Origin of the sequence: Rhizobium indigoferae, from assembly GCF_034554815.1 — a bacterium.
Lineage (GTDB): Bacteria > Pseudomonadota > Alphaproteobacteria > Rhizobiales > Rhizobiaceae > Rhizobium > Rhizobium leguminosarum.
On the sequence record NZ_CP140635.1, the window covers coordinates 4,752,687 to 4,776,977 of the forward strand.

General features: G+C 61.7%; 25 protein-coding genes and 3 pseudogenes. 12 read left to right on the top strand and 16 right to left on the bottom strand.

Going from position 1 to position 24,291, the window contains the following annotated elements:
* The first annotated feature begins 171 nt into the window (after positions 1-171).
* Positions 172-1,086: a LysR family transcriptional regulator gene (locus U5G49_RS23285; protein WP_193446439.1), complete on the top strand. Its 915-nt coding sequence runs from the start codon at positions 172-174 to the stop codon at positions 1,084-1,086.
* Positions 1,087-1,131: 45 nt separating this feature from the next.
* Here the strand turns inward: U5G49_RS23285 and U5G49_RS23290 are convergent, their stop codons facing one another.
* Positions 1,132-1,629 (bottom strand): YciE/YciF ferroxidase family protein, encoded by a 498-nt coding sequence (locus tag U5G49_RS23290; protein WP_028731767.1) that lies wholly within the window; start codon positions 1,627-1,629, stop codon positions 1,132-1,134.
* A 113-nt stretch (positions 1,630-1,742) separates the two neighbouring features.
* Between U5G49_RS23290 and U5G49_RS23295 the strand changes: the two genes are divergently transcribed.
* On the top strand, positions 1,743-2,393 hold the full coding sequence (locus tag U5G49_RS23295; protein ID WP_183619882.1) for a hypothetical protein: 651 nt from the start codon (positions 1,743-1,745) through the stop codon (positions 2,391-2,393).
* 8 nt (positions 2,394-2,401) lie between these two features.
* Here U5G49_RS23295 and U5G49_RS23300 read toward each other — a convergent pair whose 3' ends face one another.
* The gene (locus U5G49_RS23300; protein WP_193446438.1) at positions 2,402-2,845 is read right to left on the bottom strand and encodes a GNAT family N-acetyltransferase; all 444 of its coding nucleotides are present in this window, start codon (positions 2,843-2,845) and stop codon (positions 2,402-2,404) included.
* A gap of 14 nt (positions 2,846-2,859) precedes the next feature.
* The gene (locus tag U5G49_RS23305; RefSeq protein ID WP_131631012.1) at positions 2,860-3,807 is read right to left on the bottom strand and encodes an aldo/keto reductase; all 948 of its coding nucleotides are present in this window, start codon (positions 3,805-3,807) and stop codon (positions 2,860-2,862) included.
* 177 nt (positions 3,808-3,984) lie between these two features.
* Between U5G49_RS23305 and U5G49_RS23310 the strand changes: the two genes are divergently transcribed.
* Positions 3,985-4,971 carry a Gfo/Idh/MocA family protein gene (locus U5G49_RS23310; protein WP_018244392.1) on the top strand — a complete coding sequence of 329 codons (987 nt, stop codon included), beginning with the start codon at positions 3,985-3,987 and terminating at the stop codon, positions 4,969-4,971.
* 92 nt (positions 4,972-5,063) lie between these two features.
* On the opposite strand, the gene U5G49_RS23315 is transcribed toward U5G49_RS23310, so the two are convergent.
* Together U5G49_RS23315 and U5G49_RS23320 are read right to left on the bottom strand one after the other, a co-directional pair.
* Positions 5,064-5,441, bottom strand: a complete 378-nt coding sequence (locus tag U5G49_RS23315; RefSeq protein WP_131605440.1) for a GtrA family protein — start codon at positions 5,439-5,441, stop codon at positions 5,064-5,066.
* Positions 5,438-6,445: a glycosyltransferase gene (locus U5G49_RS23320; RefSeq protein WP_065276963.1), complete on the bottom strand. Its 1,008-nt coding sequence runs from the start codon at positions 6,443-6,445 to the stop codon at positions 5,438-5,440. The genes U5G49_RS23315 and U5G49_RS23320 overlap by 4 nt, the downstream gene beginning before the upstream one ends.
* Before the next feature lie 160 nt (positions 6,446-6,605).
* Here U5G49_RS23320 and U5G49_RS23325 point away from each other — a divergent pair, with 160 nt between their 5' ends.
* Positions 6,606-8,453 carry a hypothetical protein gene (locus tag U5G49_RS23325; RefSeq protein WP_193446437.1) on the top strand — a complete coding sequence of 616 codons (1,848 nt, stop codon included), beginning with the start codon at positions 6,606-6,608 and terminating at the stop codon, positions 8,451-8,453.
* 128 nt (positions 8,454-8,581) lie between these two features.
* Here U5G49_RS23325 and U5G49_RS23330 read toward each other — a convergent pair.
* A pseudogene (locus U5G49_RS23330) lies at positions 8,582-8,828 on the bottom strand (hypothetical protein).
* 342 nt (positions 8,829-9,170) lie between these two features.
* On the opposite strand from U5G49_RS23330, the gene xseA reads away from it, so the two are divergent.
* Both xseA and U5G49_RS23340 read left to right on the top strand, forming a co-directional pair.
* Positions 9,171-10,751 carry an exodeoxyribonuclease VII large subunit gene (gene xseA, locus U5G49_RS23335; RefSeq protein ID WP_193446436.1) on the top strand — a complete coding sequence of 527 codons (1,581 nt, stop codon included), beginning with the start codon at positions 9,171-9,173 and terminating at the stop codon, positions 10,749-10,751.
* A 2-nt stretch (positions 10,752-10,753) separates the two neighbouring features.
* The gene (locus U5G49_RS23340; RefSeq protein ID WP_131631016.1) at positions 10,754-11,347 is read left to right on the top strand and encodes an NAD(P)H-dependent oxidoreductase; all 594 of its coding nucleotides are present in this window, start codon (positions 10,754-10,756) and stop codon (positions 11,345-11,347) included.
* A gap of 220 nt (positions 11,348-11,567) precedes the next feature.
* Here U5G49_RS23340 and U5G49_RS23345 read toward each other — a convergent pair whose 3' ends face one another.
* Both U5G49_RS23345 and U5G49_RS23350 read right to left on the bottom strand, forming a co-directional pair.
* Positions 11,568-12,821: an aminopeptidase gene (locus U5G49_RS23345; RefSeq protein ID WP_193446435.1), complete on the bottom strand. Its 1,254-nt coding sequence runs from the start codon at positions 12,819-12,821 to the stop codon at positions 11,568-11,570.
* 126 nt (positions 12,822-12,947) lie between these two features.
* A complete protein-coding gene (locus tag U5G49_RS23350; RefSeq protein WP_193446434.1) occupies positions 12,948-13,631 on the bottom strand; it encodes a glutathione S-transferase family protein in 684 nt (227 codons plus the stop codon).
* A gap of 82 nt (positions 13,632-13,713) precedes the next feature.
* Here U5G49_RS23350 and U5G49_RS23355 point away from each other — a divergent pair, with 82 nt between their 5' ends.
* Complete coding sequence (locus tag U5G49_RS23355) at positions 13,714-14,157, top strand: MarR family winged helix-turn-helix transcriptional regulator (RefSeq protein ID WP_131631019.1); 444 nt, start codon at positions 13,714-13,716, stop codon at positions 14,155-14,157.
* 63 nt (positions 14,158-14,220) lie between these two features.
* On the opposite strand, the gene ybaK is transcribed toward U5G49_RS23355, so the two are convergent.
* The 3 genes from ybaK to U5G49_RS23370 all read right to left on the bottom strand — a co-directional run bounded on the left by ybaK (position 14,221) and on the right by U5G49_RS23370 (position 16,254).
* Positions 14,221-14,694 (bottom strand): Cys-tRNA(Pro) deacylase, encoded by a 474-nt coding sequence (ybaK, locus tag U5G49_RS23360; RefSeq protein WP_131631020.1) that lies wholly within the window; start codon positions 14,692-14,694, stop codon positions 14,221-14,223.
* 32 nt (positions 14,695-14,726) lie between these two features.
* Complete coding sequence (locus tag U5G49_RS23365; protein ID WP_131631021.1) at positions 14,727-15,077, bottom strand: ArsC family reductase; 351 nt, start codon at positions 15,075-15,077, stop codon at positions 14,727-14,729.
* Positions 15,078-15,192: 115 nt separating this feature from the next.
* Entirely contained in the window at positions 15,193-16,254 is a 1,062-nt protein-coding gene (locus U5G49_RS23370) for a succinylglutamate desuccinylase/aspartoacylase family protein (RefSeq protein WP_193446433.1), read from the bottom strand.
* Between the two features lie 244 nt (positions 16,255-16,498).
* Between U5G49_RS23370 and U5G49_RS23375 the strand changes: the two genes are divergently transcribed.
* Entirely contained in the window at positions 16,499-17,062 is a 564-nt protein-coding gene (locus tag U5G49_RS23375) for a methylated-DNA--[protein]-cysteine S-methyltransferase (RefSeq protein ID WP_026188582.1), read from the top strand.
* A gap of 61 nt (positions 17,063-17,123) precedes the next feature.
* Here U5G49_RS23375 and U5G49_RS23380 read toward each other — a convergent pair whose 3' ends face one another.
* The 3 genes and pseudogenes from U5G49_RS23380 to U5G49_RS23390 form a co-directional block, all read right to left on the bottom strand.
* Entirely contained in the window at positions 17,124-17,858 is a 735-nt protein-coding gene (locus U5G49_RS23380) for an SDR family oxidoreductase (protein ID WP_026230906.1), read from the bottom strand.
* Between the two features lie 58 nt (positions 17,859-17,916).
* Positions 17,917-18,767 (bottom strand): annotated as a pseudogene (locus tag U5G49_RS23385) (oxidoreductase).
* Between the two features lie 58 nt (positions 18,768-18,825).
* Positions 18,826-19,197: an Atu4866 domain-containing protein gene (locus U5G49_RS23390; protein WP_131631024.1), complete on the bottom strand. Its 372-nt coding sequence runs from the start codon at positions 19,195-19,197 to the stop codon at positions 18,826-18,828.
* A gap of 128 nt (positions 19,198-19,325) precedes the next feature.
* On the opposite strand from U5G49_RS23390, the gene U5G49_RS23395 reads away from it, so the two are divergent.
* Positions 19,326-20,222, top strand: coding sequence for a LysR family transcriptional regulator (locus U5G49_RS23395; RefSeq protein ID WP_018447907.1), 897 nt, complete (start codon positions 19,326-19,328; stop codon positions 20,220-20,222).
* Positions 20,223-20,268: 46 nt separating this feature from the next.
* Here U5G49_RS23395 and U5G49_RS23400 read toward each other — a convergent pair whose 3' ends face one another.
* Positions 20,269-20,793 (bottom strand): hypothetical protein, encoded by a 525-nt coding sequence (locus tag U5G49_RS23400; protein ID WP_193446432.1) that lies wholly within the window; start codon positions 20,791-20,793, stop codon positions 20,269-20,271.
* A gap of 78 nt (positions 20,794-20,871) precedes the next feature.
* Here U5G49_RS23400 and U5G49_RS23405 point away from each other — a divergent pair.
* The 3 genes and pseudogenes from U5G49_RS23405 to U5G49_RS23415 all read left to right on the top strand — a co-directional run bounded on the left by U5G49_RS23405 (position 20,872) and on the right by U5G49_RS23415 (position 23,467).
* Positions 20,872-21,843 (top strand): annotated as a pseudogene (locus tag U5G49_RS23405) (LysR family transcriptional regulator).
* Positions 21,844-22,028: 185 nt separating this feature from the next.
* The gene (locus U5G49_RS23410; protein ID WP_018447904.1) at positions 22,029-22,883 is read left to right on the top strand and encodes an AraC family transcriptional regulator; all 855 of its coding nucleotides are present in this window, start codon (positions 22,029-22,031) and stop codon (positions 22,881-22,883) included.
* 38 nt (positions 22,884-22,921) lie between these two features.
* Positions 22,922-23,467, top strand: a complete 546-nt coding sequence (locus U5G49_RS23415; protein WP_193446431.1) for a YbhB/YbcL family Raf kinase inhibitor-like protein — start codon at positions 22,922-22,924, stop codon at positions 23,465-23,467.
* A gap of 104 nt (positions 23,468-23,571) precedes the next feature.
* On the opposite strand, the gene U5G49_RS23420 is transcribed toward U5G49_RS23415, so the two are convergent.
* The gene (locus tag U5G49_RS23420) at positions 23,572-24,063 is read right to left on the bottom strand and encodes a GNAT family N-acetyltransferase (protein ID WP_193446430.1); all 492 of its coding nucleotides are present in this window, start codon (positions 24,061-24,063) and stop codon (positions 23,572-23,574) included.
* Between the last annotated feature and the right edge of the window lie 228 nt (positions 24,064-24,291).

Genomic DNA, 24,291 nt, shown 5'->3' on the forward strand with positions numbered 1-24,291 from the left:
CGGACGACATCATGCTCTAACTATTTAATTCAGAACAGGATTCAGATTTTGGGCCGACCGGCCTGAAATCATCCTGTTCTGGGGTTGTTGCGGTACGGGCAGACCATATCGCTGCGGCATCAATCAGAAAATACATGCAGTTTCTAACAGGTTGTTCTATCATTTCGATCAATGAACAGAACACAGCTCTCACAACTCGCCGTTCTCGCCGCCGTCTCGGAGCATCGCAGCTTCCGGGCCGCGGCGAAGGAACTCCTCGTCGCACCGTCGGCCGTCAGCCATGCGATCTCCAGCCTCGAAGAAAGTCTGGGGGTGCGGCTGCTGGCGCGCACTACCCGCAGCGTCGCGCCAACGGAGGAGGGCCGCCTGCTTCTCGAAAGACTTCGTCCCGCACTCGAGGAGATCGATATTGCCTTGGAGGCCGTCCGCGATACGCGCGGCAAGCCGGCCGGAAACCTGCGCATCACTGCGCCGCGCTTCGCCTCCGATCTCCTGCTCGCCCCGCGCCTCGGCGATTTTCTCAATCTCTATCCCGATATTACCCTGGAGATCGCCAATGAGGATGGCTTCACCGATATCGTCAAGGAGGGTTTCGATGCCGGTATCCGGCTGGAGGAGAGCCTGGAGGCTGATATGATCGCGGTCGGGGTCTCGCCCAATCTGACGACGGTAATCGCCGCTTCGCCCGAATATTTCGAGCATCATCCGAAGCCGGAGCATCCGCGCGATCTCGTCCATCATCGCTGCATCAAGCGGCGCTTCACCAACGGCTCGATCTATCGCTGGGAATTCGAAAAGAACGGGCAGGAACTTGTCGTTTCAGTCGACGGGCCGCTGATCGTCAGCGAGGACCGGCTGGCCCTGCTCGCGGCGCTGAACGGTGCGGGTCTTGCCTATCTCTTCGACATGCGGGTCAATGCCGAACTGGCGAGCGGCAAGCTTGTGCGGGTGCTGGAGGATTGGTGCGCGCCGTATTCCGGGCCGTTTCTCTATTATCCCACCCGGCGGCAGATGCGCCCGGCGCTGCGCGCCTTCATCGATTTCTTCAGATACAGCGCGCAGGATACGGGCGGCGGCGGCCGGTAAGGAATGGGGACCGGGCCGCCCGTTTTTATTAGGGCGCCATGTGCATCAGGCAGCCTTTGCCTTCTGGTTTGCCGCCGTGGTGGCGAGCTGGGAGAGGGTCTTGTCGGTGGCCGTTTCCTGCTGCAGCGTCTGGTCGAGCAGGCCGACGACCTCCTTCAGACCGAGCGTCGCGGCCCAGGTCTTCAGCGTGCCGTAGCGGGCGATTTCATAATGCTCGACGGCTTGAGCCGCAGAAATCAGGCCGGCATCGAGAGCTGACGTGCCCTTGAATTCCTCCATGATTTCCTCGCCCTCGGCGATGATGCCCTGGATTGCCTCGCAGGTCTTGCCCTGGGCGCGTTTGCCGATCAGCTCGAAAACCTGCTGCAGGCGCTCGACCTGCCCTTCGGTTTCCTCACGGTGCTTTTCGAAGCCCTTCTTCAGTTCGGGGGATTGGGCGGCGCGTGCCATCTTCGGCAGGGCGCGCAATATCTGCCGTTCGGCAAAGTAGATGTCCTTGAGGGTGTCGTAGAAGAGATCTTCCAACGTCTTTTCCTTGGCCATTTTCTCGATCCTTGTTCTGGGGAAAACCGCGAATGCGGCGACACATTAAGAAGAGAAGACCACGCTAATTGTTCCCGATCGATTTCGGGTGGACTGGAAATCGGTGCCGGGCGATGATTCCTGCCGTCGATGTGGGAGGTAAAGTCATGCGAAAGCCGAATTCCATGAAGGGTCTGGAGGAACTTGGCCGCGTGCGGCTGTCGCAAAACTTCTTCCTCCGCGATTTCCTGCATTCCGAAATCGCCGATTTTTACCGCATCCCCAATATCCCCGAGGATCCCGATCTGGCGATCGAGGCGGGCAAGAGGCTCTGCGGGGAATTGCTGGAGCCGCTAGAGGCAACGTTCGGGCGCCTGCATATCCGTTCCGGCTATCGCTCGCCCGCGGTCAACAGGTTCGGCAATGAGAACAAGCTGAACTGCTCGACCAATGCCGCCACATCAGCGCATCACATCTGGGATATGAGGGACTTTGACGGCTGCATGGGCGCAGCCGTCTGCATTGCCGTGCCATGGATGATCGACCACTACCACGAGGAAAGTGACTGGCAGCGGCTCGCCTGGTGGATTCACGACCACCTGCCTTATGCCTCGCTCTGTTTCTTCCCGAAGCTCTGGGCCTTCAATATCCAATGGCACGAACGGCCGAAACGGGTGATCCAGGGCTATATCAGTCCGCGCGGCATCCTGACCAAACCCGGCATGGCCAATTGGGAAGGCGATCATGCCGCCTTTTACGAAGGCTTTCCCCCGCTCAGAAACTGATGCGGTGGTCAGAAGCTGATGCGATAGCGGATATGGCCGTCGCTTTCGACATAGCTGTCGTAGAGCGCCCGCGCCGTTCTGTTCTGCTCGCTCGTATGCCAATAGAGCCGCGACCAGCCCTTGGCTTTGCAGGTTGAAACGAGATCGTCCATCAGTGCCCGCCCGACGCCTTTGCCGCGCGCTTCGGCATCGACGAACAGGTCTTCGAGATAGCAGTCCTTGCCGCGGATCCACGTGCCCTCATGCGTGAGATAGAGCGCAAAGCCCATCATCCTGCCGTCGACCTCGGCGACACGCATCGCGATTGCCGACGCCGGATCGAAGACCCGGCGCCATGTCTGATCGGTGATATCGGCATCGACCGCGACTTCGTAAAAGGCAAGGTAGGCCGCCCAAAGTTCGCGCCAGCGGGCTTCGTCCTCGGGGCGGGCCTCGCGTATCGTCACGGTCATGGCGTCTCTTTCTTTCAGGCGCCGGCTTGGTCGAGCAGCGCCATCGCGTCATCGGAAAGCGCAAGTGTCGCCGATTTCGCCAGGCTTTCAAGCTGCGAAAGGCTGGTCGCGCTGGCGATCGGCGCCGTCACGCCCTTCTTGCGCAGCAGCCAGGCGAGCGAAATTTCCGCGGGCTTGGCGCCGGTTTCGGCCGAAAGCTTGTCGAGCGCGGCCAGGATGCGCAGGCCTTTGTCATCGAAATATTTCGAAACCCGGCCCTCGCGCGCGCGGCCTTCCGTATCGGCCTTGTTGCGGTATTTGCCGGTGAGGAAGCCGGCGGCGAGGCTGAAATAGGTGATGACGCCGATGTCTTCCTTGACGCAGAGATCGGCAAGCGGCCCCTCGAAGCTGGCGCGCTCATAGAGATTATATTCCGGCTGCAGCACATCGTAACGCGGCAGGCCGGCCTTCTCGGCAGCGTCGAACGAGGCCTGAAGCAGTTTCGCGTCATAGTTCGAGCAGCCGATGGCACGGATCTTGCCCTGCTGCTTCAGCTTGGCAAAGGCGCCGAGCGTTTCCACGTGCGGCGTATCGGCATCTGGCCAGTGCGAGAGATAGAGGTCGATATAGTCGGTCTGCAGCCGGCGCAGCGAATCCTCGACCGCCTTGAGGATATAGGTCTCCTTCAGCGTCTTTCCCTGTCCCATGTCGGAACCGACCTTGGTGACGATGACAGCCTTGTCGCGGGAAACCCTGGCTTGGCTTAGCCAGCGCCCGATGATCTCCTCGGAATCGCCACCCTTGTTGCCCGGAACCCAGGCGGAATAGACATCGGCCGTATCGATCGTGTTCAGGCCCGCATCGAAGAAGGCGTCGAGAATGGCGAAGGATGTTTTCTCGTCGGCCGTCCAGCCGAAGACATTGCCGCCGATGACGATCGGCGCGACCGAAAGACCTGTTTTTCCAAGCCGGCGCATTTCCATAACGCTCTCCAGAAGTGTGAAGGAATTGAAATCGCGAATACGGCAGAACGCCGCCCTGACAGAACCTAGCGCATTCCGGGCATCCGGGAAGGCAAACCTCCGATTTCAGGTCGCGCCATTGCGCCGCAGCCAAGGCCTGAATATGGTTCGCGGAAATCTGTTTGGGAGGCTTGGATCATGCTGCGCTTCGGTATCATTTCAACGGCGAAGATCGGCCGCGACAATGTCGTTCCGGCGATCCAGGATGCGGAAAATTGCGTCGTCACGGCGATTGCCAGCCGTGATCTGACGCGCGCAAGGGAGATGGCCGATCGCTTCTCGGTGCCGCATGCCTTCGGCTCCTACGAGGAGATGCTGGCCTCCGACGTCATCGACGCCGTCTACATCCCGCTGCCGACCTCGCAGCATATCGAATGGTCGATCAAATCAGCCGATGCCGGCAAGCACGTGCTTTGCGAAAAGCCGCTGGCGCTGAAATCAGGCGATATCGACGACGTGATCGCCGCTCGCGACCGCAACCGGGTGGTGGTCACCGAAGCCTATATGATCAACTATTCGCCGGTCTGGCAGAAGGTGCGCTCGTTGATCGATGAGGGCGCGATCGGGTCGCTCCGGCATGTGCAGGGCGCCTTCACCTATTTTAACCGCGACCCCGCCAATATGCGCAACGTTCCCGAGCTCGGCGGTGGCGGCCTTCCCGATATCGGCGTCTATCCCGTCATGAGCACGCGCTTTTCCACTGGCAAGGAGCCGCTCTGGATCCAGGCGATCACCGAGCGCGATGCGGATTTCGGCACGGATATCTATTCGAGCGTCAAGGCCGATTTCGGCGATTTCGAGCTGAGCTTCTATATCTCGACGCAGATGGCCAACCGTCAGGTCATGGTCTTTCACGGCACCGAAGGTTACATCGAGGTCAAGTCGCCGTTCAACGCCAATCGCTGGGGCCCGGAAGAGATCGAGCTTGCCGACCGCAGCCACAGGGAATCGCGCATCTTCCGCTTCCAGGACAGCCGCCAGTACAAGCGGCAGGTCGAGGCCTTCGCCCGGGCGGTGACGAACGGCAAGGAAGAGATCGTCACGCTCGAAAATTCGAAGCTGAACCAGAAGGTGATCGACGCGATCTATCGCGCCAGCGAGAAGGACGGCTGGGAGGCAGTCTAGCGCATAACCCCGAAAATCGGGATCGATTTTCGGAAAGGATTATGCGCCAATTTAAAGTGTTAGCGCGTCCTTTTGGACGCGCGGCGCTCTAATCACTCGGCGCGGAAGACGAAGCGCGAATAGCCGAAAAAGCTGAAGACCATCGAGGCGAGGTTGGCGACCACCATGGCCGCAAGCGGCTGAAGTGCCGGCAGCGACAGCAGAAGGGCGCAATAGAGTCCGTAATTGACCAGCGCTGCCGTCACCCCGACCGAGCCGTAGCGGAAACCTTCGGCGGCAAGCGAGCGGCCGGTGCGATCGAAGGTGAAGCGCCGGTTGAAAGCCCAGGTCGCCGCCATGGCGAAGGCGATCGCGGCGAGCCGCGCCAGAAACGGCCCGAGCGGCGTCAGATGGAGCAGCGCCGATAGGATGCCGGCATCGACGAGGAAGCCGATGCCGCCGGCAATAGTGAAGCGGATGAGCTTTTTCATGCCGCGTCCGCCTTGCCGGGACGGGCGCGCGATACCGGCCCTGCGTCGCTGAGCGGCGCCTTCAGCGCGCTCAGCCTCTCCAGGCCCATATAATGGATACGAAGCTGTTCGGCGCGGGCACGCGCAACGGAATCCAGGATGACGCCGGCGGTAAACAGCATGAAGGATATCATCATCAGCGCCGTCGACAGCACCCAGGTCGGCATGCGGCTGACGAGACCCGTCTCGAAATATTCCGCCAGCACCGGCGCCATGAAGCCGAGGCTCGCCAGCATGAAGGTGGCGCTGATTGCGCTGAAAAAGGCGAAGGGCCGGGTTTCCTTCATCAGCATCGCGAACATCCAGAGGATCTTGGCGCCGTCGCGGAATGTCGAAAGCTTGGAATGCGAGCCTTCCGGCCGGCGGCCGTAGTCGAGCTCCAGCTCGCTGACCGGCAGCTTCAGCCGGGAGGCATGCACGGACATCTCGGTTTCGATCTCGAAGCCGCCTGATACAGCCGGGAAACTCTTGACGAAGCGGCGCGAAAACGCGCGGTAGCCGGAGAAGATATCGGTGAAGTCAGGGCCGAAGATCATCCGGTAGAGCAGGTTGAAAAGCCGGTTTCCAATCGCATGGCCCTGACGGCCGGCATCGTCATGCACGCCGCGGCGAGTGCCGACCACCATGTCGGCGCGCTCCGTCAGCAGCGTGCGCACCAGCTCTTCGGCATCCTCCGGGGCATAGGTGCCGTCACCGTCGGCGATGATGTAGATGTCGGCGTCGATGTCGGCGAACATGCGGCGCACGACATGGCCCTTGCCCTGGCGCCGCTCGCGCACCACATGCGCGCCGGCAAGCATTGCCTGCAGAGCGGTGCCGTCGGTGGAATTGTTGTCGTAGACATGGATCGCAGCATCGGGCAGCGTCGCCCGGAAGCCCTGGACGACAGGGCCGATCGTCGCCGCTTCATTATAGCATGGAAGCAGGACGGCAATATTCAGATTGTCGGTACGCGATCGGGCCATGACTCTACTCGTTACACTTAAAGCCGCGCCCAGCCTAAATCACGCGCCGTTAATAAGACCCTATGACGCAGGCAAAATCGGCAGCTGCCACAAACGGCTTTACACTTTCTTGATCGGCGGCGGCTAAGCTTCGCCATCTGGAAACGAACCGCTAACCACAATGAACGCTGTGCAGTCGATCGCCCATGCATCCTCCGTAACCGGCGCCCGCAGGGGCGGGGTACGCGGCCTGCTGACGCGTCTCTGGCCAACCGTCATCGCCTATAGCGTCATCCTTGCCGCCGCCATCCTCATCACCAAGCTTTCCGGTGCCACCGATTACGTCGGCCCCGACAATGACGACGGAATGCGTCTCGTCGAAGTTCGAGATTTTCTGGCCGGGCAGGGCTGGTTCGATCTGATGCAATACCGCCTCGGCCTCGACGGCGGCACGCTGATGCACTGGTCGCGGCTGATCGACCTGCCGATCGCCTCGCTGATCTGGTTCTTCGGCCTGTTTGTACCCCATGAGACGGCCGAGGCGCTGGCGCTCGGCGTCTGGCCGGTATCGCTCATCCTGCCCGCCATGCTCGCCATGGCGGTTGCCGGTCGGCGCATCGGCGGCGTTGCCGCCATGCACATCAGTCTCGGCTTGACCGGTCTTGCGATCTACACCGGAAACCGTTTCGCGCCGGGCGCCATCGATCATCACAATGCGCAGCTGACTTTGGTCGCGACGATGATCGCGATGCTGCTGGATCCCGAGCGTCGCGCCTGGAGTTATGCGGTCGCCGGCATCGCGGCAGCGGTTGCCATCGCCATCGGCGCCGAGACGACACCTTTCGTCGCCGCGGTCTGCTTGACCATTGCCCTGCTCTGGGCATGGGAGGGCGAAGATTTCGCTGCCGCCGCGAGGGCCTTCGGGCTGGCGCTGGCGATTGCGATCAGCATCCTCTTCTTCGCAACAGTGCCGCCCCGGCTTTATTCGATGGTCACCTGCGACAATTTTTCGCTCGGCTATTACAGCCTGGCGGCGATCGGCGGCGGGTTACTGTTGTTTTCGGCGGTTTTTGCCAGCCGCCTGCGCCGGCCCCTGCGCTTTGCCGCGCTCGCCGTCGTCGGCGCCGGTGTTTTCGGTTCGGCGATCGTGATCGCACCGCAATGCCTGAGCGATCCGCTGGCCAGTCTCGATCCGATGCTGGTCGAGCTCTGGCTGAGGAATGTTTCGGAAGCGCAGTCGTTTTTCGTTCTCGGGCGCACCGATCCCTTCTCGATCGGTGGCTTCTATGCGGCCGGCCTGTTCGGTATCGCCGTCTGCATCTTCCGCGTCGCTCAGCGTGACCGCGTGCAGATCCACCTGATCCTGCTCTTCCTGCTGATGACGAGCTGGGCAATCGCATTGGTCCAGGTGCGCGGTTCCACGTTCTCAAACCTGATCTCGATCCTGCCGCTTGCCCTGCTGATCATTGATATCAAGCGCATCTCCAACGGCGACAGCGAGAATGTCGCCGCCGCCTTCATCTATATCGTGACCGTGCTCGCCAGTGCTCCGGCCGCCTGGGCCGTCGGTGGCGGGTTTATCTCGCTGCAGATGGAGAATGCTGCCCAGAAGAACGCAGCGAAGCCGCCAAAGGAAATTTCCTGCACATCGCAAGCGGCGCTGGCGCCGCTCGCCGGGCTACCGGCCGGACTGATCTCCGCGCCGTCGGAAATGGGGGTGCCGATCCTCCGCTTCACCAAGAACCGGGTTCTCTCCGCGCCCTATCATCGCAATCAGGGCGGCATGCTGACGGAACTGCATATCGGCCTGGCGGAGCCTCAGGAGGCGGAAGCCTTCCTCAAGGGGACTGGCGTGACGGCGCTTGCCTTCTGCCCCGGCGACCTGCAGACGCGCGAGATCGCCAAGCTGAAGCCGGATGGGCTCTATGCGCAACTCGGCAAGGGGAATATCCCGCCCTATCTGGAACCGCTTCCGAAGGCGGCCGACGTGGGCGTGCAATTCTTTCGCTATCGGCCGGCGATGAATTGACGCCGGCAAGTTTCAAGGATGGACTAAAGCATGTCGCGCAAAACTGTGCGGCGGCTTTGCGATAACGACATGCGTTTGAGATAAGGACCTAAAGCGCGAGGAGCGATCTGAAAGATCGCGACGCGCTTTCAGTGTGAGACACGCGTGGCGCGACGGAGGCGCTGATTGGCAAAGAGCCCGAGCACGAAGAGCATGAGGCCGCCATTATAGCCGAGCACGGCATAGACGAATGCCAGAATGGACACCGGGCCGGGCGAGGTTATCGCCGCCAGCGCGAATGTCATTCCGATCAACGCGGCGACCAACGCGATCACGCCAGCCGAGCGCATTTGCCCGGCGCTGATGCCCAATGCTGCTGGCTGTGAGAATAATCATTTCAGCACCTTCCCAGAGATAACGAGGGGAAGCATAGGAAGCGCCAACTAACAAAGATTTACCGGCAGGCTTTGCCGAAAAGCCTTTGTATTGCGGTGGTTAGCAATCCCTTTCATGTGAAACGCATTGTCTAACTATACGTTCCGCAACAAAACAGATTTACTCGATTTTGTTGTTTGTCCACCTGGCTGCAACGAGTGCATGTGCAGGATGCGTTGAGACGAGCGCGCTCGACGCAACGGCGACGAACCCTCCCGCCAACGATTTCAACGGCCGGGAAAACCAAGCCCCGCCCCCAATGCCGACCTTCCCGTTTACCGCTGATCGACATAGAAAGGAGGGATGAGCAACGTCTTCGACAGCGATTCGCCGACCAACCTTGCCGAATATTCGGTTTCGGAGCTTTCCGGCTCGATCAAGCGCACCGTCGAAACCGCCTTTGACCAGGTTCGCGTGCGCGGCGAGATCTCAGGCTATCGTGGGCCGCACTCCTCGGGCCATGCCTATTTCGCGCTGAAGGACGACCGCGCCCGCATCGACGCCGTCATCTGGAAGGGCACCTTCTCGCGGCTGAAGTTCCGCCCGGAAGAAGGCATGGAAGTCATCGCCACCGGCAAGGTCACCACCTTTCCGGGCTCCTCGAAATATCAGATCGTCATCGAGACGCTGGAACCGGCCGGCGCCGGCGCGCTGATGGCGCTGATCGAGGAGCGCAAGCGCAAGCTCGGCGCTGAGGGCCTGTTCGATGCCGCCCGCAAGAAGCGGCTGCCCTTCATGCCCAGCGTAATTGGCGTCGTCACCTCGCCGACCGGCGCGGTGATCCGCGATATTCTTCACCGCATCTCCGATCGTTTTCCCGTGCACGTCCTTGTCTGGCCGGTGAAGGTTCAGGGCGAGGGGTCCGGCGAGGAGGTGGCGAACGCCATCCGCGGCTTCAACGCGCTGGAGCCGGCCGGCGCCATTCCGCGCCCGGAGGTGCTGATCGTCGCGCGCGGTGGCGGCAGTCTGGAAGATCTCTGGAGCTTCAACGACGAAATCGTTGTGCGCGCTGCGGCCGAAAGCGAAATACCGCTGATCTCGGCCGTCGGCCATGAGACCGACTGGACGCTGATCGACTATGCCGCCGATGTCCGTGCTCCCACGCCGACAGGGGCTGCCGAAATGGCGGTGCCCGTCAAGGCGGAGCTCGAGGCGCAGGCCGCCGCTCTTGCCGCCCGCCTGCAGGGCTGCATGAACCGGCAAATGGATCAGCGCCGCCAGTCGGTGCGCGCGCTGATGCGGGCATTGCCGTCGCTCGATCAGTTGTTGGCGCTGCCCCGCCGCCGCTTCGACGAGGCGGCGACCGGCCTCGGCCGCGGGCTGGAGCTCAACACCCTCAACAAGCGCCGCGGCTTCGAGCGCGTCGGCTCGCATCTTCGCCCGGATCTGCTCGCCGGCCGCATCGCCGAGCGCCGCCAGACGCTGAACGAGCGCATGGCCAGGGCCGAGCGCATGGTCGAGCGGCTGATCGACCGCTCGAAATCACGCGTTGACCGCGCCGAAGCAATCCTCGCCTCGCTGCCTGCCCGGATGAAGACCCAGACCGACCGCGGCCGCGAACGCCTTGGCAATCTTTCGCGCCATGCCGATACGGCGATCCGCCACCAGCTGACCCGTGCGCGCGCCGAGCTTTCTTCGCAAGACCGCGTGCTGCACTCGCTCTCCTATAAGAACGTGCTGAAGCGCGGTTACGCCGTCATTCGCGATGAGGATAACAGGCCGGTCTCGCAGGCTGCTCAACTCTCCGCCGGCATGGGCATCGCCATCGAATTCGCCGACGGTCGTGTCGGCGCCATGACCACGGAAGGCGGCACACCGCCGGCCGGTGCCAAGAAGCGCAGCGCAAAACCCGCAGAACCGCCGAAGCAGGGAAGCCTGTTCTGACAATGCGGATCCTACTGGTACTTGCCCATCCACTGGAGGACAGTTTCGCCGCCTCGGTGGCGCGAACGGCCCGCGAAGCACTGGAAGCCTCCGGCCATGTCGTCGATCTGCTCGATCTCTACCGCGAAGATTTCGATCCGCGTCTTTCCGAAGCTGAACGCCGCGGCTATTTCGACGTGCCCTATGACACCTCAGCCGTTGCCGATACCGTTGTCCGCCTGAAGGCGGCCGATGGCCTGATCCTCGTCTTTCCGCAATGGTGGTTCAATTTCCCCGCCATTCTCAAGGGTTTCTTCGATCGTGTCTTCGCCCCCGGGGTCGCCTTCAGCCATGACGCCGGTGGCGGCCGTATCGTGCCGCAGCTTACCAATATCAGGCTGCTCTATGCGCTGACGACGACAGGCTCGCCCTGGTGGCTGGTGCGTCTCTATATGGGCGATCCGGTGCGCCGGCTCTTGAAGCGCGGCATCGCCGCCTTCTGCTCGAAGCGGCTGAATTTCAAGATGCTCAGCCTGCACGACATGGACCGCGCCACCGATGCAAAGCGGACGGTGCATCTCGATCGCGTGCGCAAGCTGCTATCGGCGATCCGCTAAAGCAATTCCAGCAAACGTGTGCAGCGGGTTTGCGTTCGGATTGCTAAAAAAAAACAGAGAGGATGATCGCTTGTCGCGATGCCGTGGGGCCGGCACGCCCTCCCTCCAGCCTCATCCTCCTACGTCGCACAATCGCATTCTACATGATCAGCAACGTACAAGGATGAGGGCTAGTTGTGGTGCGCCAGCGTCTGGCTCAGTCAGCCCACGAGGATGCCGCTCAGGCCCATTCGCCCTGCCGCATCACCGGAACCCGCGAACCATCCGGCTTGATGCCGTCGATATCGACGTTATCGGAGCCGATCATCCAGTCGATATGGATCAGGCTGGAATTGCCGCCCTGTGCCTTGATCTGCTCCTGGCTCAGTGTCGCGCCATCGAGGAAGCACTTGGAATAGCACTGGCCGAGCGCGATGTGGCAGGAGGCGTTTTCGTCGAACAGCGTGTTGTAGAACAGGATGCCGCTGGCCGAGATCGGTGAGGAATGTGGCACGAGCGCCACTTCGCCGAGCCGGCGCGCGCCCTCGTCGGTATCGAGCACCTTGTTCAAGACCTCTTCACCGCGAGAGGCCTTGGCCTCGACGATGCGCCCGCCCTCGAAATGCACCTGGATATTGTCGATCAGCGTGCCCTGGTGCGAAAGCGGCTTGGTGCTCGACACATGGCCTTCGACGCGCAGCGCATGCGGCGTGGTGAAGACTTCCTCCGTCGGGATGTTCGGATTGCAGGTAATGCCGTTTTTGGCGGTGGAAGCGCCGCCATGCCATTCATGCCCGTCGGCAAGGCCGACCGTCAGGTCGGTGCCAGGTCCCTTGAAATGCAGCGAGGCGAAACGCTCGCCGTTCAGCCAGGCGGAGCGCTTGGCAAGATTGGCATTGTGTTCGGTCCAGGCGGCGACCGGATCGCTGACGTCGACGCGCGAGGCGGCAAAGATCGCCTTGGCGAGCTTGGCGATCGCGATCGGCTCCGGATCGTCGGGGAAGACCACCTTGGCCCAGGATGGGTTCGGATAGGAGACGATGTTCCAGTTGATGTCGAAATTCGAGATTTTTTCCAGCGCCGGCTTATAGGCGGTGGAATTGGCGCGATTGGCGCGGCCGACCTTGCCGGCATCCTGCTCGGATAGCAGCATCGGATTGTCGCCGGCGACCGCGAGACGGGCCGCCCCGTTGGCATAGGCCTTGGCCATGCCCTCGTAGAGCCAGCCGGAGGCGCGGTCAAAGCTCTCGTCGCTGCCATATTGATAGCGCGCCAGCGTCGTCTCCTCGTCGGAATAGAAGGCGGAGACCAGCCCTGCGCCGGCCTGATAGGCGTGCTTGGTGATCAGGCGAACCAGCGGCAGCGCCACGACAGGTGCGGTGATCACCAGATCCTGACCTTTCTGCAGTTGCAGCCCGACCTTGATGGCGACTTCCGCAAGCTTTTCCAGCTTGACGGGATCAACGGTGTTCTGGCTCTGGGGCATGAAAGTCATGGTTCAACCTGCCTTCTGTCATCGACGGTGGGAGGCGGGAAGACTTAGACCCGTTTGCGGCGAAAATGAAGCGTATTGCCGCCGAATTGCAAGCGGCCGGATATATGTCCGGCCGCCGGACGCGCTTCAGGCGGCGGCAGCTTGCCTGAGCAGGATTGAGTTATGCTTTTCGAGGAATTCCATCAGCCGCTGCGGGTAGTCCGCGCCGACAGCGGCCCTGACGCTCGCCCGCTCGGAGAGCGCCTTGCGCCAGCGCGCCACCCGCTCAAGCCCTTCGAAGATGCCGCTGTCGCCGAGCGTGTCGAAGAGATCGAAATACCGAAAGACCGGCGCGAAGACGGCGTCGACGAGGCTGAAGTCGTTGCCGGCGAAATAAGGCCCATCCGTCAGCACACCCTCGAGCGTCGCGAATTTGGCGATGAGCGCCTTGCGCTTGGCCTCCAGCGGGTCCGCATCCTGTGCCGTCTCATAGCCCCAGAGATCGGAAAGCACGGACGAGCCGAATTCCATCCAGCCGCGATGGCGGGCACGCGTCAGCGGGTGTTTGGGATGCAGCGTGACGCCCGGCTGCGTTTCCTCCAGATATTCGCAGATGACGCTGCTTTCGAACAGCACCGCCTCGCTGCCGTCCTCTTCCTCGATCCGCAGCAGCGGCACCTTGCCGAGCGGCGAGATCTGCAGGAACCAGTCCGGCTTGTTGGCAAGATCGATGTTGATGCGCTCGAAGGGCACGCCCTTTTCGAGAAGCGCGATCGCGGCGCGCTGCACATAGGGGCAGAGATGATGGCTGACGAGGGTAAGTTTGCTCATGACGGTCTCCATGCGGCGATGATAGATGTAACTGCATCTAATATCGCTTGCGGCGGAATTCAAGATAGATGTAATTGCATTTATGTCCGAAAAAACGTCGAATCCGAGCGAAGCGGTCACCTCTGCCTGGACGAGCATCATGCGCGCCCGCGAACGCTTGCTTGCTGCCATCGAAGCCGATCTGAAGGCGGCCGGCATGCCGCCGCTTGCCTGGTATGACGTGCTTTGGGAATTGACGCGCTCGGAAGATGGCAAGCTGCGCCCCTACGAGATCGAAGAGCGGACATTGCTGGCGCAGTATAATCTTTCCCGGATGATCGATCGGTTGGAAAAAGAGGGGCTGGTCCGGCGCGAGGCCTTCGCTGAAGATGGGCGCGGCCGCTGGGTGGTGATGTCAGATGCCGGCCGAAAGCTTCGCGAGCGCATGTGGACCGTCTATGCCAGATCGATCGAGACCCATATCGGCTGCAAGCTTGCCGACAACGAGGCGAAGACGATCGCCGGCCTGCTTGACCGCTTCCTCTAGATTCAACAGTAAGAGCATGATGTCATCCGAAAACCGTCTACACTTTTCGGCATCATGCTCCGATCAGGCAATCAGCGGCGCGGCGACAGCCTTCAGCACCTTCAACGCAGCCTTCGGATCGAGCCGCACCTGCAGCCCGCGCTGCCCACCATTGATATAGACCAGCGGTTCGCCAAGGGCGGCTTCCTCGATCGCCGTCGGCACGGTCTTCTTCTGGCCGAACGGGCTGATGCCGCCGACATGATAGCCCGTCAGCCGCTCGGCATCGGCAGGCTTCATCATGTTGGCCGATTTGCCGTGAAAGGCGCTCGCAAGCTTCTTCATGCTGACCTCGCGATCCGACGGTACGACGACGCAGACCGGTTTGCCGTCCACTTCCGCCATCAGCGTCTTCAACACCCGATGCGGCGCCTCGCCGAGCGCTTCGGCCGCCTGCAGCCCGACACGCTCAGCATTGGGGTCGTAGTCATAGGCATGAACTGTGAAGGCGACGCCCGCCTGCGAAAGAAGCTGTGTCGCGCGCGTGGTCTTGGACATCTCTTTCCCTCGTGAGCTCAGCGGGCCGCCTGTCAGCCTCCGAGCATACCGGCGTAAATCTCCGGCTTGAAGCCGATCAGCAGCTTGCCCTTCGCCTCCAGCACCGGCCGCTTGATCATCGACGGCTGGTCGAGCATCAGCTGGATTGCTTTCTCCCGGGTGAGGTCCTCGCGGTCGGCATCGGGCAGTTTGCGGAAGGTGGTGCCGGCGCGGTTGAGCACGGTGTCGAGGCCGGCTTCGTCGATCCAGGCTTCGAGATGGGCGCGGTCGATACCCAGCGCCTTGTAATCGTGAAATTCATAGGCGACGCTGTGTTCTTCCAGCCAGCTGCGGGCCTTCTTCATCGTGTCGCAATTCTTGATGCCATAGATGGTGACGGCCATGCCCGATCGATCTCCCTGTGATGCCAGCGAGATAACATGCACGAAGGCCGGCGCAAACGCCGTGCGACGTTTTATCCCCGAGCGCGTCGACAATCGCAGCAGGAGACGGCCCCGTTCAATTCTCCAGCGTGCCGGCCTTGCGGGAGGCCTTGCTGGGTTCGTCGCAGGCGATCTTCATCAGGTCGCCGCGCCGCCGCACCAGCCGGTCGGAGGTTCGGGTCAGGATCAGCCCGTCCTGCGGCGCGGTAAGCTCGATGCTGCCGCCCGGCTGTCCCGGCCGGGTGACGATCGTCGCCAGAAGGTCGCCTTCCGCAATCTTCTCGCCGATATCGCGATGGAAAAGCACGGCCCCGCCTTCTGGAGTGCGAATGATCTCGATATTATCGAGCGGCACGGCCGGACCGGAAAATGGCGTTGCCGCTGGCTTCCCTTCACTGACGATCCCCCGTGTCGCGAGGAAGTGCCAGAGCCCGTCGGCATCCTTTTTCGCCAGCACCGGATCGACATCGCGCTTGCCGCGCAGCTCGACAGTGACGGAGAGTTTGCCGGGCAGCCGGGATTGGCGCTCGCCGGGAACTTCATATTTCCATGCAAAGCCGACAGCCTCCTCGAAGGCCGAGCTTTCGCCATCCGAAAGCAACACGGCCTTCATGTCGAGTGAAGCGGCGAGATCGGCCGCCTCCGGCCAGAAGGCCTCGTCGATATAGGCATATTGCAGGGATTCGTCGTCGCAATGCAGGTCGAGCACGAGATCGGCCCCGAGCGCCATGTGCAGCAGCTGCCGCTTCAACCTGTCGGTAGCCGGGTAATCATCGAGGTCTTCGATCAGCGTGGCGCGATCCGCATTGGAGATCAGCGGGAAATCCCGGTTGAAATTGGTGCGCGAGCCCAAGTCGAAACGGCCCTGCAAATCGCCGAAATGGGATTGCGCCGCACCGATCGGATTGGCCTGCGGCACGATGGTGATATCGCCGGCGATCCCGCCTTGGCTCTCCGCTTGCCGCAGCCTCTCGCAGAGGAAATTCAAGAGCACTGTTCCCGGCAACTCGCCGGCATGCAGGGCCGCCTGGATATAGGTCTTCGGCGCCTTCGGATCGCCGCCCGTAAAGCGCAGCACCGGCAGCCGCCACTCCGTTCCCGGCGTATCTCCAGGGATGATGATCTCTGAAACGTCCATGCTGATTTCGCTCCCCGTGCAACACCTGAACGAGCTTTATGCGCAGAAGCTAGGCAAGCGCAAGCCGTGGCCAAGCGCATCAGCGGCACGGCCTTGCGGTCGGAGAGAAGCGGCTGAAGTGGACGTTCGACCGACATTGCAGCATCGCGATCTTTCCGGGAAGCCCGGCGCGCGCAAGAAACGGGTTGAAACAGCGGCCGTCTCATACGATTTTATGGGTCATCGCAAACGCGGAGCCTTTGTCATGGCTGAGACAATGCACCACTATCTCATCTTCGAAACCGCGAGCGGTTTCTGCGGCATCGCCTGGAGCGATGCCGGCATCACCCGCTTCCAGCTGCCGACCAAATCAGCGGAAGCGACCGAACGGCTGCTGTTGCGCCGCCTGTCGGATGCCGAATCCGGCGCACCGACGCCTGCTGTGCTCGAGACGGTCGCTGCGGTGAAGCGCTATTTCCAGGGCGAGGAGACGGATTTTTCCGGCGTCGAACTCGATCTTGCCGGTCAGGATGCCTTCTTCCGGGATATTTATGCGGCGGCACGGCGTGTCGGCTGGGGTCGCACGACCACTTACGGCGCGCTGGCGAAGGAGCTCGGCGTCGGGCCGGAAGCCGCCCGCGACGTCGGTCAGGCGATGGCGAAGAACCCGGTCGCTTTGATCATCCCCTGCCACCGGGTGCTGGCCGCCGGCGGCAAGATCGGCGGCTTCTCCGCTCCCGGCGGTTCGTCATCGAAAGCCCGCATGCTGGAACTCGAAGGCGTCAACCTTGCGCCGCCACCGCCTGCCCAGCAGTCGCTGGGTTTCTAGAGCAGTTCCGCAAAACCGCTCTAGACTTTTGCTGGAATTGCTTTGGCAAAATCTCAGCGGATCAATGCGGGCTGGCTGTCGGCCGGATGATGATCTCGCTGACATCGACATCATCAGGCTGGCTGACGGCGTAGAGGATCGAATTGGCGATGGCCTCGGGGCTGATCGTGATCGCCCTGAACGCCTTCATGGCATCCCGCGCCGTCGGATCGGTGATCGTCTCGGCCAGTTCCGATGTCGTCGTGCCGGGGGAGATGACGGTCACCCGGATGCGATCGGTTTCCTGCCGCAGCCCGTCCGAGATCGCCCGCACTGCGAATTTCGTCGCGCAATAGACCGCGGCGGTCGGAGAGACGCTGTGGCCGCCGATCGAAGACAGGTTGATGATCTGCCCCGATCCCTGCGCCTTCATGATCGGAAGGGCCGCCGCGATGCCGTAGAGAACGCCTTTGATATTGACGTCGACCATCCGGTCCCACTCGTCGACCTTGAGGGCGTCTAGCGGCGAGAGCGGCATGACCCCGGCATTGTTGACGATAACGTCCAGCCGGCCGAATTCGGACTTGGCAAAGCCTGCGAAGGCTTCCACATCCGCCCGGTCGGTGACGTCAAGCTTTTGCAGGCGCACCGACCCACCCTTTGCCGCGATGTCGGCGGCGAGTTCCTCCAGGCGCTCGGTGCGGCGCGCGCCAATCAGGACATGGGCGCCTGCGGCTGCCAGCACCTTTGCCGCAGCCTCTCCGATACCGCTGCTGGCTCCGGTGATGGCAATGACTTTTCCTTTGATATCAGACATTTCAAGCTCCATTTGCAGGCCGCTCGCCTGGCGATGCGGCTGAGGGTTTTCTTGGGGTTTAGCTTGGGAAATCGGCGCTGAGCGTCGTCTCCGCCCAGGCTTCGAAATTTGCGCGCAGCGCATCGAGTCGTTCGCGGGCGATCTTCAGGGCAGGTGCGCCGAGCAGCAGGCGCAGCGGCGGCTCGTCCGCCTCGAACGCCGATATGATTGCTGTCGCGGCTCGCACCGGATCGCCCGGCTGGTTGCCGGAGACCGAGCGGGTGACCTGGCGCCGCTTGCCGGATGTCTCGGCATAGTCGTCGATGATCGTACTGGATTCGACCATCGACCGGCCGGCCCAATCCGTGCGGAAGGCGCCCGGTTCGAGGATCGTCACATCGATGCCAAGCGATTTGACCTCATGCGAAAGCGATTCCGACAAGCCTTCGACCGCGAATTTGGTGGCGTGGTAGAGCCGGTTGCAGCAAAAGCGACGAGCCCGCCGAGCGAAGAGACGTTGAAGATATGTCCTTGCCGGCGTGAGCGCATGCCCGGCAGAACTTGCTTGGTGACAGCGATCAAACCGAACACATTGGTTTCGAACTGAGCGCGTATCTCGGCATCGTCGCCCTCTTCGATCGCCGAGAGGTAGCCGTAGCCGGCATTGTTGACGAGGACGTCGATCACGCCGAAATGCGTTTCCGCGTCATGAACCGCGCCGGCGATGGAGTTGCTGTCCGTCACATCGAGTGCAAGGGCAAGTGCGCGGTCACCGTGCTCTGCCGTGAGATCTGCCAGGGTCTCGGGTCTGCGCGCCGTCATGGCGGCGCGCCAGCCACGGGCGAGGACCGCTTCGGCGAGTGCCCGGCCGAGGCCGAACGATGCGCCGGTGATGAACCAGATGGGTGTTGGGGAAGACATGATCGTCATCCTTTCCGGCCGGCAAACCCGGCCTTATCCTTGGTGATGTTGCCTTTCAGGCGGCACGTCACTTGCGGCGAAGCACCATGCCGCCATGATGGAGGGTATTGCCGTCGACGAAATCGCCGTCGGCCGTAAAGCCCGTGTCATCCCAGTATTCGATGTGCCTTCCGATGACTTCGTAGCGGCCGCGATAGGCGCTTTCCCGGTTTCCGCGGGCTTCGTCGTAACGGCCATTCGGCAAAAGTTCGTGGCGGACGCGGCCATCATCCGTAACCCACATGCCGACATAGGGGTGTTGCTGCATTCTGTTCTCGCTTGTTTGTTGCTGCTGATCTCGGTCGTTCACGGCATGGGTGGCGGACGAACTGGTCGCCGTGCCAGCCAGGGTGACCGCCGTGAAAAACTGCAGAACCGGGCTTTTGAAAATCCTTCGCATTGCCTTGCCTTTCGAAGAAGATCTGCCGATGCGTGGGTCTTGGCGCTGATCTCGACTTGAAAGATAGCGTGCCCATCCGCGGCGATTAAGTTGCCAATCGAGGATGCCTTGGTTAGAAATACTAACCAATGGTCGATGATCTCGAAGGCATTTCAGTTTTTCTTGCGGTGGCCGAGGCGCGGAACTTCCGCCTTGCCGGCGAGCGGCTTGGCGTCACCCGCTCCGCCGTCAGTCAGGCCCTGCAGCGCCTGGAGGATCGGGTTGGCGTCGCCCTGGTCCAGCGCACGACCCGCAGCGTCAGCCTGACCGAAGCCGGCGAAGTGTTCTTCGACGCGGTTCGTCCATCGGTCCGGCAGGTCAAGGATGCAATGCAGACGGTGCGGGAAATGCAGGCGCGCCCGAGCGGCCTGCTGAGGATCACCGTTTCCTCGATCGCCGAGAACTTCCTGTCCGGCACGCTACTGGCCGGTTTCATGGAAGCTTGCCCCGACATCAAACTCGATATCACCATCACCGATGACGAATTCGATATCGTCGAGGCCGGCTTCGACGCCGGTGTCCGGCTGGGCGAAGTGATCGAGCAGGACATGATCGCGATTTCAGTCTCCGAAGAGCAGCGACAATGCGCGGCCGCATCCCGCAGCTATCTCGAGCGCCGCGGCCATCCCCGCCATCCCCGCGACCTGCAGGATCATGCCTGCATCGGATGGCGGCCACGCCCGGATACGGCGCCTTATCGCTGGGAGTTCACCGAGAACAATCGCGACTTCGACGTCTCCGTCGATCCCGTCGTCACGACCAACGACATGGGAATGATGATCCGCATGGCCTGCGCCGGAGCAGGCATCACCTTCGGCATGGCGGAAACCTTCCAATCCTATATCGAACGCGGGGAGCTCGTGCCGCTGCTGGAGGATTTCTGCCCGCCATTCCCGGGCTTCTATCTCTACTACCCCAGGCGCCAGAGACAGCCGCTGAAGCTGCGCGCATTGGTCGATTATGTCCGCAGGTTTGACGGGCTCTAGAGTTGCGATCTTCGATCGCAAGGTGCAACGCCTGAGATGGCGGAGGTTAAGATACTGCCGCCTCGCCGGCGAGCGCCTGGGTTGCCTTAGGCTGAGGACGCAGAAGCAAATAGAATGCGAAGACGTGGGTGATCATCAGCAAGGGCACGTAAATGATCGGGATCGCGTATGCGGCGCCCAATTCCTCCGCCCGCGCCGGCAGGCAGGCCTGGATCGCGTGATAGTAGTCGAGCACGAGGTCGCCCATTCCCACGAGATTGAAGGCGACGACGAACAGCCAGAAGACCGGACGCATGCGGATCGTGACGAGCGCCAACATGGCGAGCAGCCCGGCCGCGAGGTCGCCATAGGCAGCCAAGATGGCGAAGCTGGTGGGCAGGTTGGGACCGACGACGCGGGGCAGAATGAAGACGAGCCCGAAGAAGCGGAAGCTGTGCAGAGTGGCGATGGCGCGGTGCGCCTTGACCCTGTCCATCGATTTGAGCCAGGGCAGAATATAGGCGCCGAAGCAAAGCAGCCACGCGACATAGCCGAGCGCGAGATGGGTTTGAAAGATGGATTCCGTCGACATCGGGGCACTCCTGATTTGTGGGGTCCAGATGTACGGCCGCTTCCCGCGATCGACTATTGGCGATAATATCGATGCGGTATGAAGCAGAACTTCACAGTCAGGCAAGGCGCGCTCGACGGCGTTGAGGCGTTTCTGAGCGTTGCCCATCACCGTAGCTTTCGCAGAGCAGCCGCGGGAACTCGGGGTGACCCCCTCGGCAGTCAGCCAGGCCGTACGCGCTCTTGAGGAGCGTGTCGGCGCAGTACTCTTCATCCGCACGACGCGCAGTGTCGGTCTGACTGAAGCCGGCGAGCGGTTCCTCACGCGCGCAAAGCCCGCTTTCGAGGAACTGGTCGCCGCAAGCGCGGTTGCGCGTGAGCTCGGCCAGAGACCGGCTGGACTGTGCGGCTCACCGTGCCGCCGTCAGTGGTGCCGATCCTGTTGGAGCCACTGATTGCATCCTTCTGCCAGGCCTTTCCCGAGATCGAGGTGGAGGTCGCCGCGAATGAGGAACTGGTCGATATCGCGGCCGAAGGATTTGACGCCGGTATCCGGCTCGGCCAGTTCATCGCAGTCGACATGGTCGCGGTCCGGCTGACGCCGTCCTTCCCGCTGGTGGTCGTCGGCAGCCCCGAATATCTGCACCGGAGAGGGCGGCCCGAGCGTATCGACGATCTGCGTCAACATGCCTGCATCCGCATGCGCCGCTCTAACGGCTCAATCGCGCCGTGGTCGTTTGTCAGCGGCAAAAAGCCGATCGAGGCTGTTGTCTCCGGGCCGCTGATCGCCCATGATTTTCCCACCATGCTGGGAGCCGCCGTCGAAGATATGGGGCTTGCGCAAGTGCCGGAGCCAATCGCCGCCCGACCAGTGAGGGCGGGAAAACTCGTCCGCGTCCTGGAGGCGTTCGCACCGATGGCGCCGGGTGTGTTCCTCTACTATCCCAGCCGTCATCAGGTGATGCCGAAGCTGCGGGCCTTCATCGATCACGTGAAAAGCCGGGCCGACGCTGCCGACAAAACCCGAATTCACATCGATGACAAGCAAACACCAGCCACGAAAATGCGCTGAGGTGGGACGCGCGGAATTCCATTGAGTTCGAACACCTGAATGACGCTCAAGATTGCCCATCACACGCGGTTTTGCTATTCCCGATCCTCAAGGGATCGGTGGTGGCGAGTCTACCGATCATGGCTCCAGTCTCACGGCCTGGCAGCCCGAGCCCCACGATCATCCATCCTGTTGTCGGAGAACATATGCTCGACGAGGTCTTTCCCATTCCGACCAGGGCCTTGATCCGCCAGGGCGGGCGGGCCTGTTTTTTTCGTCTCGTCAATACGAGCCCCCTGTTGATACAGGTGCAATCGGGAACGAAGATCGTCATGGCAGATGACAAGGCTTTGCGCCTCGAGGCGGGCGCCTACGGCTTGCTGCCCGACTATCGACCGTTGACGATGGAGAACATTCCCAAGGCGCCGCAGAAGTATCAGACCCTGGCGCTTCCTGTTCCGCGACAGCTCTTCGAGGAAGCCTATACCAGGATGGGATCGCTCGCCGTTCCATCGAGGCCTGTCCCGGCAGGGACCTCGAAGCTGCCGGAGGAAGCCGCGGCATTGTTTGAATATTGCTGTCAGCCCGGCAATCTGACGAGGCTTCCCGGCGCCATTGCCAAGGCTCGTTTGATGGAGCTGATCACCTGGTTTGCGCTCTACGGAGCGGTGTTGGGCCAATGCCAAAGCCCTCGGCTCGAGGACCGGCTGCGGCAGATGATCGAAAGTGATACGACCTTTGATTGGACGCTTGCACACGCGGCGCGCTCGTTCAACATGAGCGAAGCGACGCTGAGGCGTAAGCTGGCCGCCGAGAATACCGGTTTCAGTGAGATCTTGAGCGATACAAGAATGAATCGCGCCTTAGGCCTCATTCAAACCACAACCCTGCCGATGGCGCAGGTCGCGCTTGAGGTCGGTTACGATTCCCCGTCGCAATTCGCGGCGCGGTTCAAAGAGCGGTTTGGCGTCAATCCACGCCATGTGCGGGGAGGCTCTGAGCGTTTTGAGCGGATCGGGGCAGAAGTTGAGCATAGCGGGGCAGATGCACTTGCTCGGTGACGATAGTTTTCCTGCATTATCAACCGCAGGAAAACAGAATGCGTTTTATCACAGCAGTACTTCTCGCCACATCCGTCTTTGGCGCGACGGCCGCACAGGCCGAAATGAAGCTCGCCTCGAAGGATTTGACCGCCGGCAAGCCCATGGCCGATGCACAGGTCTTCAACAGCTTCGGCTGCGCCGGCAAGAACATCTCGCCGGAACTGACCTGGTCGGGTGCTCCCGAGGCGACCAAGAGCTTCGCCATCATGGCTTACGATCCGGATGCTCCGACCGGCTCGGGCTGGTGGCATTGGTCGGTGTTCAACATTCCCGCAAATGCCTCGGAGATCGCCACCGGCGCCAGCGGTGACAAAAAGCTTCCCGCAGGCACTGTCGAAGGTCACACCGATTTTGGTACATCAGGCTATGGCGGCGCATGCCCGCCGGCCGGCGATGCGCCGCACCATTACCAGTTCACCGTCTATGCGCTTTCGGTCGACAAGCTTCCGCTTCCTGATACTGCGCCGGCCGCCATGGTTGGCTTCTATGTCAGGGCAAATACGCTCGACAAGGCCTCCGTCGAGGTCACCTACGGCCGCTGAAGCAGGCCGTGATCGCAGTCGTCATCTGTCCATGACAAAAGGCCGGCCGAGGTAATTGAACCTCGGCCGGCCGTTTCCCGTGCGGGCTTATTCGGCCCGCAACCTTAGACCGTTATTGCTTCCCAGCAAATCAATGGACCGTCTTCGGCATCGATACGCTCGCCGGCGCGAATGAATCCATTGCGCTCGAGGACACGCTGTGACGCAATGTTCGCAACCCCGGTCTCTGCGGAGATCAGAGCCACGCGAGGGTCGCTCCGCCCCCACGCCAGCAACTGGCCTATGGCGCGCGCGGTGCATCCACGGCCCCGGCGCGAAGGCGCAATCCCATAGCCGATATGGATGTTTCCATCTTGTGGAACTCGAACGATGGAGCAGAGGCCGACGATCTCGCCATCCTCCACGATCATCCAGGCCGACGGCGAGAATTCAGCGCTGATTTCAGTCGCCAGGCGGTTCAACATCTCCAATATCTCAGGAGGCGCAATTGCACTGTCTTGGACAAGGCGCAGATTGCGAGGCGCGATGCCCTTCAGCAGCGCTTCGAAGGCATGAGTGGTTAGTTCGATGATCATAGTCTTCTCGACATTAGACATGCGCCGGCATTGGGCGCGCTAAGGCCGAGCGATAGGGCGAGGATCAGCTCCCGGTCATGATGCCGAGCGCCTTCATCCCTACCGCCGCAGCCGGTGAGTTCTGGATCGTTGCGACGGCAAACAAAGGCATTCTCCTCTAGGACGGAAATGCGAATAACAGTCCTGTGCGAGGATCGCAAGGCCGATAGATCTGCGTCATCGCGCCCCCCGGAAAGGCCTTCGCGCTTA

Coding starts and splice junctions, on each gene's coding strand:
- U5G49_RS23415 (WP_193446431.1), top strand. CDS start 22,922: ATGCGTTTTATCACAGCAGTACTTCTCGCCACATCCGTCTTTGGCGCG.
- U5G49_RS23350 (WP_193446434.1), bottom strand. CDS start 13,631: ATGAGCAAACTTACCCTCGTCAGCCATCATCTCTGCCCCTATGTGCAG.
- U5G49_RS23365 (WP_131631021.1), bottom strand. CDS start 15,077: ATGGCCGTCACCATCTATGGCATCAAGAATTGCGACACGATGAAGAAG.
- U5G49_RS23400 (WP_193446432.1), bottom strand. CDS start 20,793: ATGTCGACGGAATCCATCTTTCAAACCCATCTCGCGCTCGGCTATGTC.
- U5G49_RS23285 (WP_193446439.1), top strand. CDS start 172: ATGAACAGAACACAGCTCTCACAACTCGCCGTTCTCGCCGCCGTCTCG.
- U5G49_RS23410 (WP_018447904.1), top strand. CDS start 22,029: ATGCTCGACGAGGTCTTTCCCATTCCGACCAGGGCCTTGATCCGCCAG.
- U5G49_RS23325 (WP_193446437.1), top strand. CDS start 6,606: ATGAACGCTGTGCAGTCGATCGCCCATGCATCCTCCGTAACCGGCGCC.
- ybaK (WP_131631020.1), bottom strand. CDS start 14,694: ATGTCCAAGACCACGCGCGCGACACAGCTTCTTTCGCAGGCGGGCGTC.
- U5G49_RS23390 (WP_131631024.1), bottom strand. CDS start 19,197: ATGCGAAGGATTTTCAAAAGCCCGGTTCTGCAGTTTTTCACGGCGGTC.
- U5G49_RS23345 (WP_193446435.1), bottom strand. CDS start 12,821: ATGACTTTCATGCCCCAGAGCCAGAACACCGTTGATCCCGTCAAGCTG.
- U5G49_RS23300 (WP_193446438.1), bottom strand. CDS start 2,845: ATGACCGTGACGATACGCGAGGCCCGCCCCGAGGACGAAGCCCGCTGG.
- U5G49_RS23305 (WP_131631012.1), bottom strand. CDS start 3,807: ATGGAAATGCGCCGGCTTGGAAAAACAGGTCTTTCGGTCGCGCCGATC.
- xseA (WP_193446436.1), top strand. CDS start 9,171: ATGAGCAACGTCTTCGACAGCGATTCGCCGACCAACCTTGCCGAATAT.
- U5G49_RS23290 (WP_028731767.1), bottom strand. CDS start 1,629: ATGGCCAAGGAAAAGACGTTGGAAGATCTCTTCTACGACACCCTCAAG.
- U5G49_RS23355 (WP_131631019.1), top strand. CDS start 13,714: ATGTCCGAAAAAACGTCGAATCCGAGCGAAGCGGTCACCTCTGCCTGG.
- U5G49_RS23395 (WP_018447907.1), top strand. CDS start 19,326: ATGGTCGATGATCTCGAAGGCATTTCAGTTTTTCTTGCGGTGGCCGAG.
- U5G49_RS23370 (WP_193446433.1), bottom strand. CDS start 16,254: ATGGACGTTTCAGAGATCATCATCCCTGGAGATACGCCGGGAACGGAG.
- U5G49_RS23295 (WP_183619882.1), top strand. CDS start 1,743: ATGATTCCTGCCGTCGATGTGGGAGGTAAAGTCATGCGAAAGCCGAAT.
- U5G49_RS23420 (WP_193446430.1), bottom strand. CDS start 24,063: ATGTCTAATGTCGAGAAGACTATGATCATCGAACTAACCACTCATGCC.
- U5G49_RS23315 (WP_131605440.1), bottom strand. CDS start 5,441: ATGAAAAAGCTCATCCGCTTCACTATTGCCGGCGGCATCGGCTTCCTC.
- U5G49_RS23320 (WP_065276963.1), bottom strand. CDS start 6,445: ATGGCCCGATCGCGTACCGACAATCTGAATATTGCCGTCCTGCTTCCA.
- U5G49_RS23380 (WP_026230906.1), bottom strand. CDS start 17,858: ATGTCTGATATCAAAGGAAAAGTCATTGCCATCACCGGAGCCAGCAGC.
- U5G49_RS23375 (WP_026188582.1), top strand. CDS start 16,499: ATGGCTGAGACAATGCACCACTATCTCATCTTCGAAACCGCGAGCGGT.
- U5G49_RS23310 (WP_018244392.1), top strand. CDS start 3,985: ATGCTGCGCTTCGGTATCATTTCAACGGCGAAGATCGGCCGCGACAAT.
- U5G49_RS23340 (WP_131631016.1), top strand. CDS start 10,754: ATGCGGATCCTACTGGTACTTGCCCATCCACTGGAGGACAGTTTCGCC.